We start from the raw sequence: 16,516 nt of genomic DNA, 5'->3' as shown, positions 1-16,516 counted from the left end.
ATCTGCCCGCATGCTTACCGTACCATCAGACCTTTTATTCATTGCCTTCATTACGTATAAAACCGTTATCTAAATAATACTTTTCCTTGCCTGGATAAGCATCAAGCGTTATAAATCTTACCCCAATTTTTGATGTACTAAGTTCATATGCTATATCTTTTATATAGTCAATTAAAAAACCACCGAGACCATATTCCCTAAACCTAATACTTCTTCCTAGCCTGGCAATCTTAATTGCAGGGACCTTATATTGTGCCTCAATTTTTTCTTCTTCCCGTTCCTTATTACTGAGAGGTATTGAATCGCAACATACGGAACAAAATGCAGCCAACTCACCAGTATAGTATAATAAAATAGTACTATTCATACCTGCTTCTTGTTCTGAATAAGCTTCTTTTCTTAAAAATCTATTCATTTCGGCGTCGCCGCAATCAAATGTCTCCAAGTCAGGAATTTCTGTCTCTGACAATCTAACCAGTAAAATTGCTTTTGTATTGATGGCAGCCATGGTAAAGAATTACAGACCTTTTTTCCTAATACTTTTAAAAAATTCATTGCGTTTTTGGGCCCTACGGATTTGTTCGGAAGTTGGCTTTTTCTTGATTTGTTCTAATACATCATTCGCATCTTTGCCATAGAGCACAGGTGTTGGTTGAAGTTGTGTAGCCATTTTTCTCCCTCCTTCTTTAATATCTTTTAGCTTATCCGTTTTCGCACACCCCCAGCACAGACATATACGTAAATGCTATGCCAGTTTTGCCGAGGACATTCCACATAATAACATTTCTTCTGGAAACATTGTAACATGTTACATGTTACATCCCAAAACCCTTACATGTTACATCCCAAAACCCGATAATATTAATTTAACATAAATTACATGCTAATTTGCTTTGATTACGCACTAACACTTACTAATACTAACATAATTGACACAACTCATATTTAACTTCATTAGTTGTTTTTCCTCTAAACCTGAAGCCCCGCAGCAAAACAAGTATTCCCATACCCACTTGCTGTATGCTGTACTGACAGTCAATATTTACACCATCTTCAGGCTGTTTCATCTTCCCCTTATTTTATTATATTAGAACCGGCGTCTTAAATTGGTCTTTGCACTGCTCGATAAGAACAAACTTTACCGGCCTGATTAGTGCATATTATTTCCCGGTAACTGTCATAATTGTGCTGGATGGTATAGTTTGCTAATATTTAGCTTAAAGAATCTCGCGTTTTAGCTGTGGGCAAAAAGTTTTTTCTTGACAATTGTATACAATATTGCGTACAATTTAAGCGATATTAATTAAGCAACTATTAATAGGTAAGGGGAAACATGGCAACTAATAATAAAGTTACCTCAGATGAATTGGCCTATAGGGAAATTAGAAGCGCGATAATATCAGGATATTACAAGTCCGGAGAGAGATTAATAGAATCCGAAATTGCTGAGAAGCTTGAATTAAGTAGAACTCCTATTCGGGAAGCGTTAAAACACCTTGAGAAAGAGGGCTTCCTGGTGAGGGAACCCTACAAGGGCATGATGGTAAGAAGATTTACTTTAAAAGAAATCAACAATTACTACCAAGTAAGATCTGTGCTTGAGGCTCTATGTGCATATTTAGTAACTAAAAATGCAACTGATAAATTAAAAAATAATTTAACTGAAAATATTAAATTATCACGAAACGCAATTCAAGCCAACGATTTTAAACTTTTAGCTAAATTAAACAATGATTTTCATACAAGCTTGACCATGGCTAGCGGGAATAAGATGTTAGTTCAAATCCTTGATAATTTGAGGGTTTATTCGGCTATAATGCGAATTTCAATTTGGACGATACCTAACAGGGCTCAAAAGGCGTTGAAGGAACATGAGAGCATCGTTGACGCTATTATCATGGGGAAAAAGTTTTTAGCAGCGAAAAAGGCGATCGGCCATATGACCAGCTCGTGGGAAAACGCCAAAAAATTACTGGAATAGACGGGTTTTGCATTATCAAACGGGTTTCATAACGTTAGGCAATGCAGAATTTTTTTTCTTGAAGATTGTATACAATATTGTATACATCTCAAGCAATTATTTTTAATTGAGGTAACTATTCAGTATAAGGCCTTCGCAACTGGGGTCAGCCCCAGTACAGCTACTTGAAAGGAATACTGAATAGCTACAGTATAGTTATCTTGATTGAATTGGCTTATAGGGGCTTATGCTGATAATAAAATTTTCATTAAACATATTGCGGGAGGAGATGTACCGATGCTGGATTACGATGAGTACCAGAAGAAATTAGAAGAAGCGATCTCCAAATCAACATTCAGGTGCCGAAACTGCAATTACTGCTATTCCGTGTGCCCGCTGTATAAATCTATGGAAGGGTTTATGGTTAATGGCCCTTCCGGTATAATCCAGTCAATTTACTACTACTTAAAATGGAATCTCAATGATGCCGAACAAAAGAAAAACTTGACAGAAATTCTTTTTTCCTGTACAACCTGCAACGCATGCGTAATAGCATGTGAAGAATTAAGTGCGGGAATACCGCTGCTGGAAATTATAGAAAACGGCCGCAAGCTGCTAGTGGACAACAATATAGGTCCGATGCCCTTCCAACGCAATGCTTTAAAAGCAATCTATGCCAAAGGTAATCCATATAACTTTGATTCCGAAAACAGGTTGGCCTGGGCAAAAGACATCAATATTAAAAAACTCCCGGATGAAAAAGCGGATATGCTTTACTATGTGGGCTGCAGCGTCTCATACGATCCGGAAATACGGAACATTGCCGTAAGCCTTGTTAAGCTAATGAAAAACCAGGGCACTGACTTTGGGGTATTGGAAAAAGAGAGATGCTGCAGCTGTGCCGCCAACCGCTTGGGTGACGAATTTCTTTTTCAGGAGATGTCACAGCAAAACACCAAGAGTTTTGTAGAAAGCGGCGTAAAAAGCATTGTTACCACTTCGCCCCATTGTTATAACACCTATATCAAGGAATATCAAGGCCTGGATAATATTGAAATTCAGCATTATGTGCATATGCTGCATAATTGGACAACTAACAAAAAGATAAAGTTTGAAAAAAAACTAAATTATGTGGTAACGTACCATGATCCCTGCTACCTTGGTAAACACAACGGAATTTACGAGGAACCACGCGAAATTATAGAAGCTATTCCCGGTGTCAAGCTGGTAGAGATGAAAGACAACAGGAAAATGAGCCTTTGCTGCGGCGGAGGCGGAGGAAGAATGTGGACGGAAGTAAAAGAAGAGAAACGCCTGGCAAATCAACGTGTGGAACAGGCACTGGCCGCGGGAGCCAACATACTGGCCGTAGCCTGCCCGTGGTGCCATATCATGCTGCAGAATGCCATAAAAGATTTGGAACAGGAAGAAAATATAAAAGTTGTGGATATTTCTGAACTTCTTGCCGAAGCATTGGCCCTTTAATAATGTTTGAACAGATTAAAAACAAGGAGTGAGGATAATGGATTTGCAAGCCCAGGACATAAAGAAAGACCTTGCCCAAATAGTTGGGGAGCAGTACGTATCAGACAACATATTTGAAAGAGTAAAAAGTGCGCTGGACCCCATGCCATACCACATAAAGAATGATAGCATACCCTATGTGGTAGTACTGCCAAAAAACAAAGAAGAAATCTCCGAAATAATGAAATATGCCAATAAAAATAAAATATCCGTATTTGTCAGGTGTTCCGGAACACAGCTAAACGGTGCGTCCAGACCGCATGCTCCCGGAATAGTGCTGAACACCAAGCGAATAAACTCATTTGAAATTATAGAAAAAGGCGGATATTTTGAATGTGAACCCGGCGTCAGGTGTAAAGAAATGGCGGATGAGTTAAAAGCATTAGGTTACTGGCTGCCCGTTTACCCCGGCAGCCAGGTTATTGCTAGTATGGGAGGATTAATTTCAAACAACACCAGCGGACACCTTACCGATACATATACCGGTAAGCCTGGTGATTACGTGCATGGGCTGGAAGTAGTGCTCCCTACCGGTGAAATCATTGAAACCGGCACGGTGGGTCTTAGAAAACCAGCCGGGACAGATTTAACCAAATTTTTTGTAGGCGGGGACGGTCTTATGGGTATTATTGTAAGAATACGGATGAGACTTTTACCCTTGTTGCCACGGGCATATGGCGTAGCTATCTTTAAAGACTTGGAGGCATTGGCCGGGGGAGTGCAAAGAATGTATTTAGAGAAACGCCCGGTTCCCATATTTATGGAGTTCATGTCCAAAACTATTGCAGATATTGGCTTTCAGGTTAAGGGCATGGAAGCGCCTCCGGGACCTGTTCTATTAACAGTTACAGAGGGCTTAACTAAGAAAGAGGCCGAGTACAAAGTTGACGAGCAAGTTAAGTCCTTCAAAAAAGAAAAAGTTATTGTGGCATACAGGGTCACAGACATGAATGAATGGGAAAAACTCTGGGGGACCAGGGAAGTTATCGGGTCATATATCATGCAGGTGCAGAGAGGTAAATTAATTACCTCGGAATTGTCCGGTAACCTTGCCGAGCTTGTGGAAATAATGCGGGATGCCGAGAGCTTCAACGAAGGCCTTTCCGTATTGCAGGAAATACCTACCCTTCTTTTCGGCCATATTGGGGCTTTGGCTATCCATGCTTCGTTCCTGCTTCCTGCTGATTGGGAGGATGACAAGCTCAAAAAAGCGACAGACGAATTGTTTCAACGCGAAACTGAAATTAACTTTAAATACCGCACCTGCGGCGGTGAATGGGGGCAATTTGCCAAAAGGACACCTTTCTTTATTAAAAGGTATGGTCAATTCTCCTACGACCTGGTTAAAAATATTAAGGCAGTTTTCGACCCCAATAATATTTTAAATCCGGGCATTTTCGAAGGTCACAGGTAATGTTTAAGCAGTAAGTTTAAATAGAATTCACCAATTGCAAAGGAGAGAATTAGATGGGCGACATGGTTAATGAGATTAGCGAAAAGTATGCAAAACTGCAATTTAACGACCTTTCCTCTGAAGTAGTTGATACTACAAAGAAGTTTATAATTGATACTCTAGGCTGCGGGTTTGCTGGAACAAAAGCCTCGGGGAGCATAGAGGTCATGAATCTTTTTGCTTCTTTTGGCGGTAAGGAGGAAGCTACCCTGTTTGGTTCTGGCCACCGGTTGCCCTGCCACAGTGCAGCGTTTGTCAACAGTGTTCTGAGCCATGCGCTGGACTTTGATGATACCTTGGATGATGCGGCCATGCACTGTTACGTAAGCGTCCTTCCCGCTGCGTTGTCGCTGGCAGAAGCCAGAAAGGCAAGTGGAAAACAGCTTATTACGGCTGTAGCTCTGGGAGTTGATTTAAGCTGCCGACTGGGTGCTGCTATCAGGACTTCCTTAAGCTGGATTCGCACTGCCACTTGTGGTTCTTTTGGGTCGGCGGCTGCCGCCGCTAAAGTTTTAAACTTAAAACAACAGGACATGCTTAACACTTTCGGAGTGGCATACAGTCAAACATCCGGCAATGCCCAGTGCCTTTTAGACGGGGGATTGGCCAAAAGAATACAACCTGCTTTCTCAGCCAGAGCAGGGGTCCTTTCAGCACTAATGGCTGAAATGGGAATTACCGGGGCGCGTGAAGTGTTCGAGGGGAAATTTGGGTATTTCAATCTTTACGAGCGTGGCGCCTATGACCGGGGAAAGTGCCTGGAAGGGCTGGGAGAAGAGTTTTTCGGCATGAAGTTAAGCATAAAACCATATCCTTCCTGCCGCATGACGCATTCCTCCATAGATGCGGCTCTAGCTGTTAAGCAAAAATATGGCTTTAGCTTTGAGGAAGTTGAAAAGGCGGAACTTTTTGTATCCAAAATGTCCAAGGAAATGGTAGGTAAGCCGTTTGCAATAAGGCAGAACCCGCAGGTTGACGCGCAGTTTAGCATACCGTACACAGTGAGTGTAGCGCTTACAAAAGGGAAACCCTTTATTGATGATTTTGAAGATGCAGTTATATGCGACGAAAAGAGAAAATATGCGGCCGGCAAAATTAATGTTTATGCAAGTGAAGATATTGGGGAAAGGGACTTAAAGCCTGCTGTTATAAAGGTATACCTTAAGAATGGAGATGTTTTGACCGACAAGATTGATGTTTTAAAGGGGCACCCGGAAAATCCTTTATGCTGGGAAGAATGCATTAGGAAATTTAAAAAGTGTACTGCTTGGGGTGTTCAAAAATACGAAGACAACGTAATTGATAGAATTGTGGAAATAGTTCTAAATCTGGACCAGATTGAAGATGTAAGTAAAATTCAAACACACTTACTTAACTGTAATTAATAAGAAGGTGCAATAATTACAAATCAAATAACTAGCTATAATTAATAAACTGGCAAAATCTTCAAAAAACTTTTATAGGAGGAGCAAATGAAATATAGTATTAGACCTATTGTACTATGTGAAGGTATCAGAGATATGTCACAGTGGACTTATCGTTGGAACGTAGGCAAAAAGGTTAAAAGCGCCTGTTACGTTTGGTACATAGAGGGGTCAAACCCTAAAATTCTGGTTGATGCCGGTGCTCAGGGAGAACATTTTAATCCTGAATTCCCAATGACTACGCGTGTTCCTCTTGATGAGGGTCTGGCCAAGGTTGGCCTTAAACCAAACGATATTGATCTTATTATTGTTACCCATATGCATTTTGACCATATAGCTCTCTCAAATAGATATAAAAACGCTACATTTATTGTCCAAAAAAAAGAACTGGATTTTGCTAGAAACCCTCACGTATTTAATGCGGTAGATTATAATCCGTCGTACTTTGAAGGAATAAAACTACAAGTTGTTGATGGGGATACGGAAATAATTCCTGGAGTGAAAGTTCTTCTTACACCAGGCCATAGTCCAGGAGGACAATCTGTTCAAATAGAAACGAAAAAAGGAAAAGCGATCATTACTGGGTTCTGTTCTCAAATGAGTACTTTTATACAGACACCTTCTATGAAAGAAAGAGGCCTTGAGGTAGCTGCGTGTGGATTGCATACGGATTGCCGTGAAGTCTATGACAGTGCTCTTAGGGTTAAGAAAGAAGCTGAGATTTTAATTCCATGCCATGATCCAATGTTTATGGATGAAGAAAAAATTCCATAAGGAAAGGAGGATAGTATTAAGTTCTAATTTTTATCCAAAAAGGGGGAAATGGAAACGGTGGAAACTACAGTAAATACAAATTTAAAACCTGAACCGGGTATCTCTCCTGAAGGCAAAAGAACAATACTAGCTGCTCATCTTGCATTTTTTGTGGACATGTTTGATATCTATCTTCCTATAGTAGCATTAGCTCCAGCTATGATTTATTTTACGCCTAAAGATTTACCAACTTCTATAACCACTACATTATTCTATTTAACATTTGCTGCTACATTATTAGGAAGGCCACTAGGCGCAGTAATATTTGGTCACTTTGGAGATAGCATCGGCAGGAAGAAAACAGCACTGATATCAATGATTGGTTTCAGTATAGTAACATTGTGTATCGCCGTACTTCCTGGATACGAGCAAGTAGGGCTATTAGGCATTGGTTTGATAATATTTTTAAGATTTATAGACGGTATTTTCCTCGGTGGGGAATACACGGCTGCAAATCCTCTAGCAATGGAGTATGCACCTAAAAGTAAAAGAGGTATAATCGGCGCATTTATAATTGGCGGGTATCCATTATCTTATGTTGTAATATCTCTTGTTACTGCTGCAATGCTTTATCTTACACCATCTGGGGGAATACAATCAGCTTACGTACAGTATGGTTGGAGAATACCATTTATTGTAGGGTTTATTTTTTCCATGGGTATTTTTATTTACTTTTTAAAATTTGTGCCTGAATCTAAACTATGGCTCGAAGCTAAGAAGACAAAAGCTCCCCTTAAAGAATTGTTTAGCGGCGAAAGTTTACGTAACTTTTTGCAGGTTTTTGTTATGATGACCGGTGTGTGGTTTGCTTTTAATGCTATAACCGGAACATTACCTGGAGTACTTATTAATGTATTAGGCGTAGAAGCTAAGGCCGTTACGAATAGTCTTTTGATTGTGAATTTAATTCTATTCTTTGCTTATTTAGCAGTTGGTTCTCTAGGACAAAAGTATGGCAGAAGAATGGTGCTAATATGTGTTGGGATATTAGCATGTACTATTGCACCTTATTTATATTATCTTTTAGTTTCTGGCGCGCTTGAGAATACAACTCGACTCCTCTTATTAGCATTAGCAATTGAATTGTTGGTATTGCCGGGAACTTGGGGTATAGGGCTTGCTTATATAACTGAAAGGTTTAGGACTAGTGTTCGGGCATCTGGTTTTGGGCTTGGATGGAGTCTTTCGGTTATGATCCCGTCATTTTATTCGTTTTACATGTTGGGACTTGGATCTATAATGCCTTATGAGTATACTCAAATAGTATTATTAGTCTTGGGCGGTATACTTATAATTATAGGTGCAGCATGGGGGCCGGAAACAAAAGATGTGGATTTTTAAGTGTAAGTTTTAAATTTATAAATCATGTTTAATTAATACGGGATAGCTTGTTGACAAAGTCTGTCAGCAAGCTATTCTTTTGCCTTGTTCAAGGTAACAAGAATTTCTTACGAGCCTCTTCGGCCAGATCCTTAGCCTTTTTAGCCAGCAAAATTGGCTCATAAGAATTAGCTCATCCCGAAAATACCAATGAGCGGGTGACCCTGAAACCTTTAGAACGGAAAATCCTTGCCAATTTTAAATTCTCTCAATTTGTTGTCTGCACTGATGCCGGCCTTGCCAGTACCGCCAACCGGAAGTTTAACGACATCACTAAGAAGTAAAAACATTACTCATTTTTATAGGATATGAAAAAAGCCTATGACCCTTTATTACTAAAGGATACAGGCTTTTTATCTACATAAGTGTCCTTTTTATCTACATAAGTGTCAAAGATGAGATATTGTAATACTTTTTTATATATCGTACAACAATTTTATTCTACAACAGGCGCGTCAGTTACTATCCTTTTTTACTCCACCGTCACGCTCTTGGCCAAATTCCTCGGCTGGTCAACGTCACAATCCCGGACCACAGCCATGTGGTAAGCCAATAACTGCAGTGGTATTACTGCCAGCACAGGGGCAAGCACCTGATGGGTGCGGGGAATATACATGACCTGGTCGGCTTCTTTGGCCACTTCTTCCAGTCCCCGCATGGCCACGGCCAGCACCATGGCGTCCCGGGCCTTGACTTCTTTTATATTGCTGATCATCTTTTCAAAAAGTGTCGCCTGGGTGGCCAGTGCGATAACGGGTACATCCTTGACGATGAGGGCCAGAGTGCCGTGCTTCAGTTCACCCGCGGCATAGGCCTCGGCGTGGATGTAGGATATTTCCTTAAGTTTTAACGACCCTTCCATAGCCACAGCGTGGTCCAGGCCCCGGCCAATAAAGAATACGCTGGAACAATGGCAGTATTGCCGGACAAAATTCTCTATATCCCTGCCGTTTTCCAAAACAGCGCTTACCTTGTCGGGCAGCTTGCGCAGACCGGTGACAATTTGGGCTAATTCCTCCGGCTCTAATGTGCCGCGCCGCTCGGCCAGATGGAGGCCGATGAGATACATGGAGACGAGCTGGGTAGTGTAAGCCTTGGTGGAAGCCACGGCAATTTCCGGACCGGCCCAGGTATAAAGCACATCATCGGCTTCCCGGGCCACTGAGCTGTCCACCACATTGGTTACCGCCAGTACCCGGGCCCCTTTGCGTTTGGCTTCCCGCAGCGCCGCCAGGGTATCGGCGGTCTCGCCGCTCTGGCTGACTACAATCACCAGGGAATGCCGGTCCAGCAGTGGATTGCGATAGCGGAATTCCGAGGCGATATCTACTTCCACCTGAATGCGGGCCAGGGACTCAATAATATGTTTGCCCACCAGTCCGGCGTGGTAGGCTGTACCGCAGGCCGTAATAAATATTTTGTTGGTCTCCCGAAGCTGTTCGTCCGGGATGTTTATTTCCTTAAGAGTCACACTGCCGCCATCCGCGGCAATGCGCCCGCTGAGGGTATCTTTGAGCGCCCGGGGCTGTTCGTAAATTTCCTTGAGCATAAAATGTGCATAGCCGTCCTTTTCAGCTTGTTTGGCCTCCCAATCGACGGTGAATATTTGCTTATCCACCGATTGGCCGGTCCGGTCCAGCACCTGGGCCCGCTCCCGGGTGAGTACGGCTATTTCCCCGTCCTCCAGTATATAGGTCTGCCGGGTATGAGCCAGCAGGGCCGGTATATCGGAGGCCAGGAAGTTTTCCCCGTCCCCCAGTCCCACCACCAGCGGACTGTCATGGCGGGCTGCCACCAGCTGGTTGGGTTCATCCAGAGACAGCACCACTGTTGCGTATGAGCCATCCACTTTCTTGAGCACCCGCCGCATGGTCTCTACCAAATCACCCATGTAAAACTCCTCAATCAAGTGCGGCAGCACCTCGGTATCGGTTTCCGAACGGAACACGTGCCCCTGGGAAATCAGCCATTCCCGCAGGGTAAGGTAGTTTTCTATGATACCGTTATGCACCACCGCAAACCGGCCCGAGCAGTCCGGGTGAGGATGTGCGTTGGCATCGCTGGGCCGGCCGTGGGTGGCCCAGCGGGTGTGCCCGATGCCTATAGTGGAATCAGGCAGATAATCTTTCATTTGGGTCCGCAGCTCAACTAATTTACCCGTTTTCTTTTGCAGTTCTATGGCGCTGTCCTGAATTACAGCGATACCGGCCGAATCGTAGCCACGGTATTCAAGTCTTTGCAATCCATCCAATAATATAGGCGCCGCCTGACGGCTGCCGATATATCCTACTATACCGCACATATATTTAAACCTCCGTTTAATCGCTTATTTTTTAAAAATACCATTATTAACATAACTCTTCGTATTCTTTATAAGTATTGCAGACAATTATAATAATGAAATAAAAAAACCGCCAAAAGGGCATACCTCTCCTGACGGTTTTAGTCGGTATTATAGCCTTCGACCAGTCACCCGGCACCCTTTGTCCCCGCGATTACCCGCAGGCTTTGTGGTACCTCTGACGGTTGTGACTGAACCGGGGAGCATCCGCCGAAATTTCGATAAACTCCCTCCTCGTCAGCCCGGTTAACCGGGCTCTGGCGCTTGCTGTTTAGTTGTCAACATACCGGACGCTCTCTTTTAATATCTGCTCGGTCATTAAAAATATCAGCGAGCTAAAGCGGGTGTATTTTAATAAATACCACCTCCCATACCGGATCTAAGTCCCAGTTGCAAGTGCTACAGATATCACCCATGCATCCATTAGGAGTCTGCTAAAAGACATACTATGTATGTCACTGAACAGGCAGGTACCGTCACCGCATAGTAATATCCAAACCACAGTGCCAGGCAGCCGGGCAGCTTAGGATTCCCCTATACCCCTCTATACCCCTCTTTGCACCGACGCCGCATAAAGCACCGTTTAAACTAAAGCATACCAAAGCACCACCAGTTAAAAGGCTTTAAAGCCCTTCGACTATATGCACCAGCTCACCTACCACAGCCCGCAATTGCTCCATGTCCCGCCCCTCCGCCATTACCCGCACCAGCGATTCGGTGCCCGAGGGACGCACCAATATCCGGCCCTGGCCGGCCAGCTGCCTTTCCATTTCCGCAATGCTTTGCTCCAACACTGAACTGGTCATTACCCGGTGTTTATCCGCCACGCGAACATTTTCCAGCAGCTGGGGCAGGCGTTCCATTTGCCCCGCCAATTCGGCCAGGCTGCGCCCGGTGGCTTTTATCACCGCCAGTAGTTGAAGCGCGGTTAACAGCCCGTCACCCGTGGAGCTGTGTTCCAAAAACAGTATATGCCCGGACTGTTCGCCGCCGAAAACCGCTCCGCTGTGCAGCAGTTCCTCCAGCACGTAACGGTCCCCCACCTTGGTTTGCAGCACCTCAATGCCCGCTTCCCGCATGGCCAAATGCAGGCCCAGGTTACTCATCACCGTAACCGCCACGGTATTTTGGGGCAGACGGTTTTGTGATTTCAAATGCCGGGCGCAAATAACCATAATCTGATCCCCATCCACCAGTCTGCCCTGGTGATCCACGGCAATCAGCCGGTCGGCATCCCCGTCATGGGCCAGCCCCAGGTCGGCTCCGTGCCTGACCACCGCGTCACACAGCTTTTCCGGGTGGGTGGAGCCGCATCCGGCGTTAATATTCACCCCGTCCGGGGTATTAAAAATAGCTGTTACCTCGGCCCCCAGTTCAGCCAGCACCCGGGGAGCCACCCGGTAAGCCGCGCCATTGGCACAGTCTACCACCACTTTAAGCCCGCCGAGATCGCCGGCAATCGTTCCTTTTAAGAACGCAATATAACGGTCATCGGCATCCGTCACCCTTTGTATCCGTCCCACGGCGGCCCCCACCGGCGAAGGTAACCCGGCATCTCCGTTTTGCAGCAGCTTTTCAATCTGCTGCTCCTTGTCGTCAGTCAGTTTATAACCGCTGGGACCGAAAAATTTTATGCCATTATCCTCCACGGGATTGTGCGAGGCTGATATCACCACGCCCCCGGCGGCATCCAACTCCCCGGTTAACAGTGCTATAGCGGGAGTGGGAATAACTCCCACTGTCAATACATCCACACCGGCCGAGCAGATACCGGCGGACAGAGCCGCTTCCAGCATATCCCCGGAGATCCGGGTGTCCCGGCCCACTACCAGTCGCCCCGGCGCACCGCCTTCCGCCAGCGCACATGCCCCGGCCCTGCCTAATCTATAAGCCAGCTCGGGGGTAAGATCTTTGTTGGCAACACCGCGTACGCCATCGGTGCCGAATAACCGTGTCATTAATACAACTACCTCCTGAAGCAGTAAACAATTAATAAAGCCCTGGGGTTGTCTCATTTTATTTTAATTTTATTTGTTTTCAACTGAAAGTTTTCTTAATAAACAACAATAATTATATCTTTTACACCATCCACGTGTCAATTTAAAGTAAAAACGAGTAAACATTTACTTTCATTTACTTTTTAATCTTTTACTTTTTAATTTTCCGCTATACCTTATTATATGCCCCACTCACTACCGACGTTCGGTTATGTCTTTATTGTTTAAATATGGCCTTATTTTTTATATACGTCAATAGTACATAAAAACGAGGGTTATCAAGTCAGACCTTGCATAACCGCCAAAACTATCTATTAGCTATATTATCTATTAGCTATATATAGACAACAATTGCTTGAATCCGGGCTTTTCGCAGTGCAGTCAATTATATATTTACCGGCTGTTCCTTTACCCCGCTCTCCAGCCTGACCAGGTTAAAACCGTCCAGCTGTTCACGGGCGGCGTCCAAAATATAATCATGGCAGGTAAATAATATAACTTGATGCTTCTTAGCCATTTCATTAACTACTTGCAGTGCCCCCCGCAAACGCCCGGCATCAAAATCTACCAATATGTCGTCCAGTATAATAGGCATGCAGGCAACCGCCGCGCTAAAGTGATCGGCCAGCGCCATGCGCACGGCCAGATAAAGCTGACCCGCCGCGCCTCTGCTGAGAAGCGGAGCAGGCACCCGGCTTCCCCCCGGTTCTTCCACCACTAAACCGGCCGCTTCCCCTACCGGGGCTACCACACGGGTATACCGCCCCCGGGTCATAGGACTGATCAGCCCGGATGCCCGGGCCAGAACGGCGGGCTGGCGTTCCCGCTCATGCTTTTCCCTGGCCATTTCCAGCAGCCCGGCACATAGAACCGTCACCTGCCACTTTCGGCCGCAGGCCGTCAGGCTTTCCCGCAGCATATCCCGCCGCTGCCTGGCCCGGGCCAGTTCCTCACCGTTTTCCAGCACCCGCATTTGCTGCTTTAGATCAGCCGCGGCATCACCCAGCCGGGCCAGCTCATCTTCTATTTCAGCCAGGGAGGCTTCCAGCGCCTCGATTTGCACCTCATGCTCCCCCCGGGTCGTACTCCTTAATTCTTCTTGCAGTTCCCGCAGTTCCCCGGCCGACCCGGCAATATTCAACAGCTGTCCCTGCAGCGCCTCAATGCACCGGTCCAGCTCCCGCCGTTCCAGGTAAGCCGCCATACGCCGGCGAAAATCCTCTATATCGCAGGCACCGCCCAAAGCCAGCAGTGCCCGGATATCTTGTTCAACCGCGGCCAGATTATCCTCGGCTAACTTCTTTTCTTCCCGCGCCTCCTCCAGTTCCTCGACATAACGCCGGCGCTGAGCGCAAGCTGCCCGCTGTTCATTTAATAAATCAGCCAGGCGCCCTACGTAACCAGACACCTGCTCTCGGACCGGCCGGTCATCATCAAGCACAGCCGCCAGCTCAGTGACCCGTCGCTCATACGTTTGCACAACGGCATCCGCTTGTTCCAACATTTTTCTTTCCGTCTGCAAGCCCCCGACCGTGTCGGCAATTCTTTCCGCCAGCGACATAAAATCTGCGGCCCCGGCAGTGTCCAGCAGCGGCAGCCCCTTATGGTCCAACCACTGCCGCCATTCATTTTGCAGCTGCCGCTCCGCTATTTTTTGCCCGGCCAGCTCTTCTTCCATTTGCCGCAGTTCTCTGCCGGCCCGAGATAACGCTCGGCCGGCCTGCTCCAGCCGATCACCCAGCTCACGCCTCCGGCGCTCGGTTTCCAGCTCCGCCATTAAACGGCGCCTCAGCCCGGGGATATCCTCCCGGGCCAGAGTTTCCCGCCCGTGCACAGTCATCGCCACCCGGCGCAGCCTGGCGGACCCGGCTTCCATTTCTTCACCCAGCCGGGCCACTTCCAGCTCCACCGCGGTTCGGGTCTTTTCCAGGGCATCTATTTCCTCGCTCAGTTCCTCCGTCCGGGTGCGCAGCTCCCCGGCCTGTTTGGCCAGTATACTGTGTAGCAGCACAGCCAGACCCATACCGCCGGCCAGGATCAATAAACCCAATAAAATATTGTAAGACGCCGCCCCGGCGCCCAGACAGCACGACAATACCGCCACCAGCACCGCCCAGGGCGGCTTCTTGGCACCCGTTGTCTGACGCAGCAGCGTCTCCACCTTTTGCCGGCGGTCATTAATCCCGGCCAGCTGATTATGCTGTACCTCCAGCAGCGACCGGCAATGACTTTGCCTTTCCAGCTCCAGAGCCGCCTGCTCCAGCATTTCCAGTCTCTGTTCCGGGGCTGTATCACTTGTCCGGGACGGTACGGGCAAAGCGGCAAGCCGGTCCGCCCAGGCCTCTCCGGCAGCCCGTCTTTCAGCCGCTTCCTTGCCGATACCGGTCAGACGGCCGGTTAAAACAATCACATTTTGTTCTATAGCTCGGAAACGCCGGCTAAAATCATCTACCTGTCGCCTGGCAGCCAGTGAAGTATCCAGCAGTACGAGTTTGTCCGCATTCCAACCCGGACCCAGGGAAGCTATCTTTTCCCGCACCGCCCGCTCGCTCCCGCCAACTCGGGCCTGCAGTTCCGCCAGCGTCTGTTTTTTCTCCAGGTACAGGGAACGCTCCTCCGCCAATTCTTCAATCCCCGCGGCATAAGATATTATTTTTTCATGCACCTGTATAGCAGCCAGCTTGGCGTCTATGACATGTACTTTTTCAACCCAGGCCCGCGCCTCGGCTTGTTTTTCATCCCGCTTGGCCTCCAGCCGGCCCAATCTGTCCGTACCGTCCTCGGGGAACTGTATGGGAGACGCAATGCCGACAGCCGATGATGTTAAATCACCGCACGCACCGGCCCGCCGCTTGGCCAGGCAATGCCGCAGCTCATTCCAGGGCGCCCGGGCCTTAAGCAAATTATCCAGACGGCGCAGCCGCCTTTGCCCTTTATCGCGTTCACCCCGGAGATAATCTTTTTGACGCTCCAGTTCTTTTAGTTGATCACGCATGGTGTTATATCGTTCAGGCTGCTGTTCCAATTCCCTTATTTCGCGCTCCAGGCTATCCAACTCGGCTAGCAGCTTATTCAACACCAATGTCCTTCCCCTGGGCTTGAACAATGTGCCGGCGGTCTTGTCCAACCAGGCGGCGGCATCTGTCAGGCGCTGCGGGCCGGTGCCCGTGCCCGCCCCGTAAATATGGGCGCTAACCTCGTCCCGGGCCAGTTCTTCCAGTCTGCGCAATTCATCCATGCCAAAAGCAAAAATGTTTTTAAATAGTACCGGACTTACACCGCGAAGAATCCGTGTCTTGAGCAGTTCCTCCCCGGCACGGCTGCCATCGGGCAATTCCACCGCCACCCGGCCGTTGCCCCGCCCGTGGCGTTCCACACGGTAAACTTCCCCGTTTTCCTCCAGAAGCAAGCGCCCGCCGTTTGGCCCGCCCCATACCGGCTCGCCCGGACTGCCTTCCGCTTTGAAACCAAAAAGCACCGCCCGTATAAAAGACAGCAGTGTGGATTTACCGGCCTCGTTCAGTCCATAAATTATACAGGGACCGGGGCACAGCTCCTTTTCAGTGAGTGAAAAATCATGCAGCAAGCCATAATCCTTTATATACAGTCCCACCAACCGCACAG

Annotated in this window: 11 protein-coding genes; 6 read left to right on the top strand and 5 right to left on the bottom strand. The window is 46.9% G+C overall.

Features of this window, described 5'->3' with window-relative positions; translation table 11 throughout:
* Positions 1-34: 34 nt before the first annotated feature.
* Positions 35-508 carry a hypothetical protein gene (locus ABDB91_RS02770; protein WP_347490113.1) on the bottom strand — a complete coding sequence of 158 codons (474 nt, stop codon included), beginning with the start codon at positions 506-508 and terminating at the stop codon, positions 35-37.
* Positions 509-517: 9 nt separating this feature from the next.
* On the bottom strand, positions 518-670 hold the full coding sequence (locus ABDB91_RS02765) for a hypothetical protein (protein WP_347490111.1): 153 nt from the start codon (positions 668-670) through the stop codon (positions 518-520).
* Between the two features lie 663 nt (positions 671-1,333).
* Here ABDB91_RS02765 and ABDB91_RS02760 point away from each other — a divergent pair.
* From ABDB91_RS02760 to ABDB91_RS02735, 6 genes are all read left to right on the top strand, one after another.
* On the top strand, positions 1,334-1,981 hold the full coding sequence (locus ABDB91_RS02760; protein ID WP_347490110.1) for a GntR family transcriptional regulator: 648 nt from the start codon (positions 1,334-1,336) through the stop codon (positions 1,979-1,981).
* 276 nt (positions 1,982-2,257) lie between these two features.
* Complete coding sequence (locus tag ABDB91_RS02755; RefSeq protein WP_347490108.1) at positions 2,258-3,445, top strand: (Fe-S)-binding protein; 1,188 nt, start codon at positions 2,258-2,260, stop codon at positions 3,443-3,445.
* A 37-nt stretch (positions 3,446-3,482) separates the two neighbouring features.
* Positions 3,483-4,898, top strand: a complete 1,416-nt coding sequence (locus tag ABDB91_RS02750; RefSeq protein WP_347490106.1) for an FAD-binding oxidoreductase — start codon at positions 3,483-3,485, stop codon at positions 4,896-4,898.
* A gap of 53 nt (positions 4,899-4,951) precedes the next feature.
* Positions 4,952-6,322 (top strand): MmgE/PrpD family protein, encoded by a 1,371-nt coding sequence (locus ABDB91_RS02745; protein ID WP_347490105.1) that lies wholly within the window; start codon positions 4,952-4,954, stop codon positions 6,320-6,322.
* 87 nt (positions 6,323-6,409) lie between these two features.
* Positions 6,410-7,135: an N-acyl homoserine lactonase family protein gene (locus ABDB91_RS02740; protein WP_347490103.1), complete on the top strand. Its 726-nt coding sequence runs from the start codon at positions 6,410-6,412 to the stop codon at positions 7,133-7,135.
* Positions 7,136-7,183: 48 nt separating this feature from the next.
* The gene (locus ABDB91_RS02735; protein WP_347490102.1) at positions 7,184-8,515 is read left to right on the top strand and encodes an MFS transporter; all 1,332 of its coding nucleotides are present in this window, start codon (positions 7,184-7,186) and stop codon (positions 8,513-8,515) included.
* A gap of 511 nt (positions 8,516-9,026) precedes the next feature.
* Here the strand turns inward: ABDB91_RS02735 and glmS are convergent.
* From glmS to ABDB91_RS02720, 3 genes are all read right to left on the bottom strand, one after another.
* Positions 9,027-10,856, bottom strand: coding sequence for a glutamine--fructose-6-phosphate transaminase (isomerizing) (gene glmS, locus ABDB91_RS02730; RefSeq protein WP_347490100.1), 1,830 nt, complete (start codon positions 10,854-10,856; stop codon positions 9,027-9,029).
* Positions 10,857-11,518: 662 nt separating this feature from the next.
* Complete coding sequence (gene glmM / locus ABDB91_RS02725; RefSeq protein WP_347490099.1) at positions 11,519-12,853, bottom strand: phosphoglucosamine mutase; 1,335 nt, start codon at positions 12,851-12,853, stop codon at positions 11,519-11,521.
* Between the two features lie 424 nt (positions 12,854-13,277).
* Entirely contained in the window at positions 13,278-16,514 is a 3,237-nt protein-coding gene (locus tag ABDB91_RS02720; protein WP_347491510.1) for an AAA family ATPase, read from the bottom strand.
* Between the last annotated feature and the right edge of the window lie 2 nt (positions 16,515-16,516).

The sequence above is a fragment of the Desulfoscipio sp. XC116 genome (assembly GCF_039851975.1).
GTDB lineage: Bacteria > Bacillota > Desulfotomaculia > Desulfotomaculales > Desulfallaceae > Sporotomaculum.
This window is presented reverse-complemented; position numbering and strand designations above follow the sequence as displayed.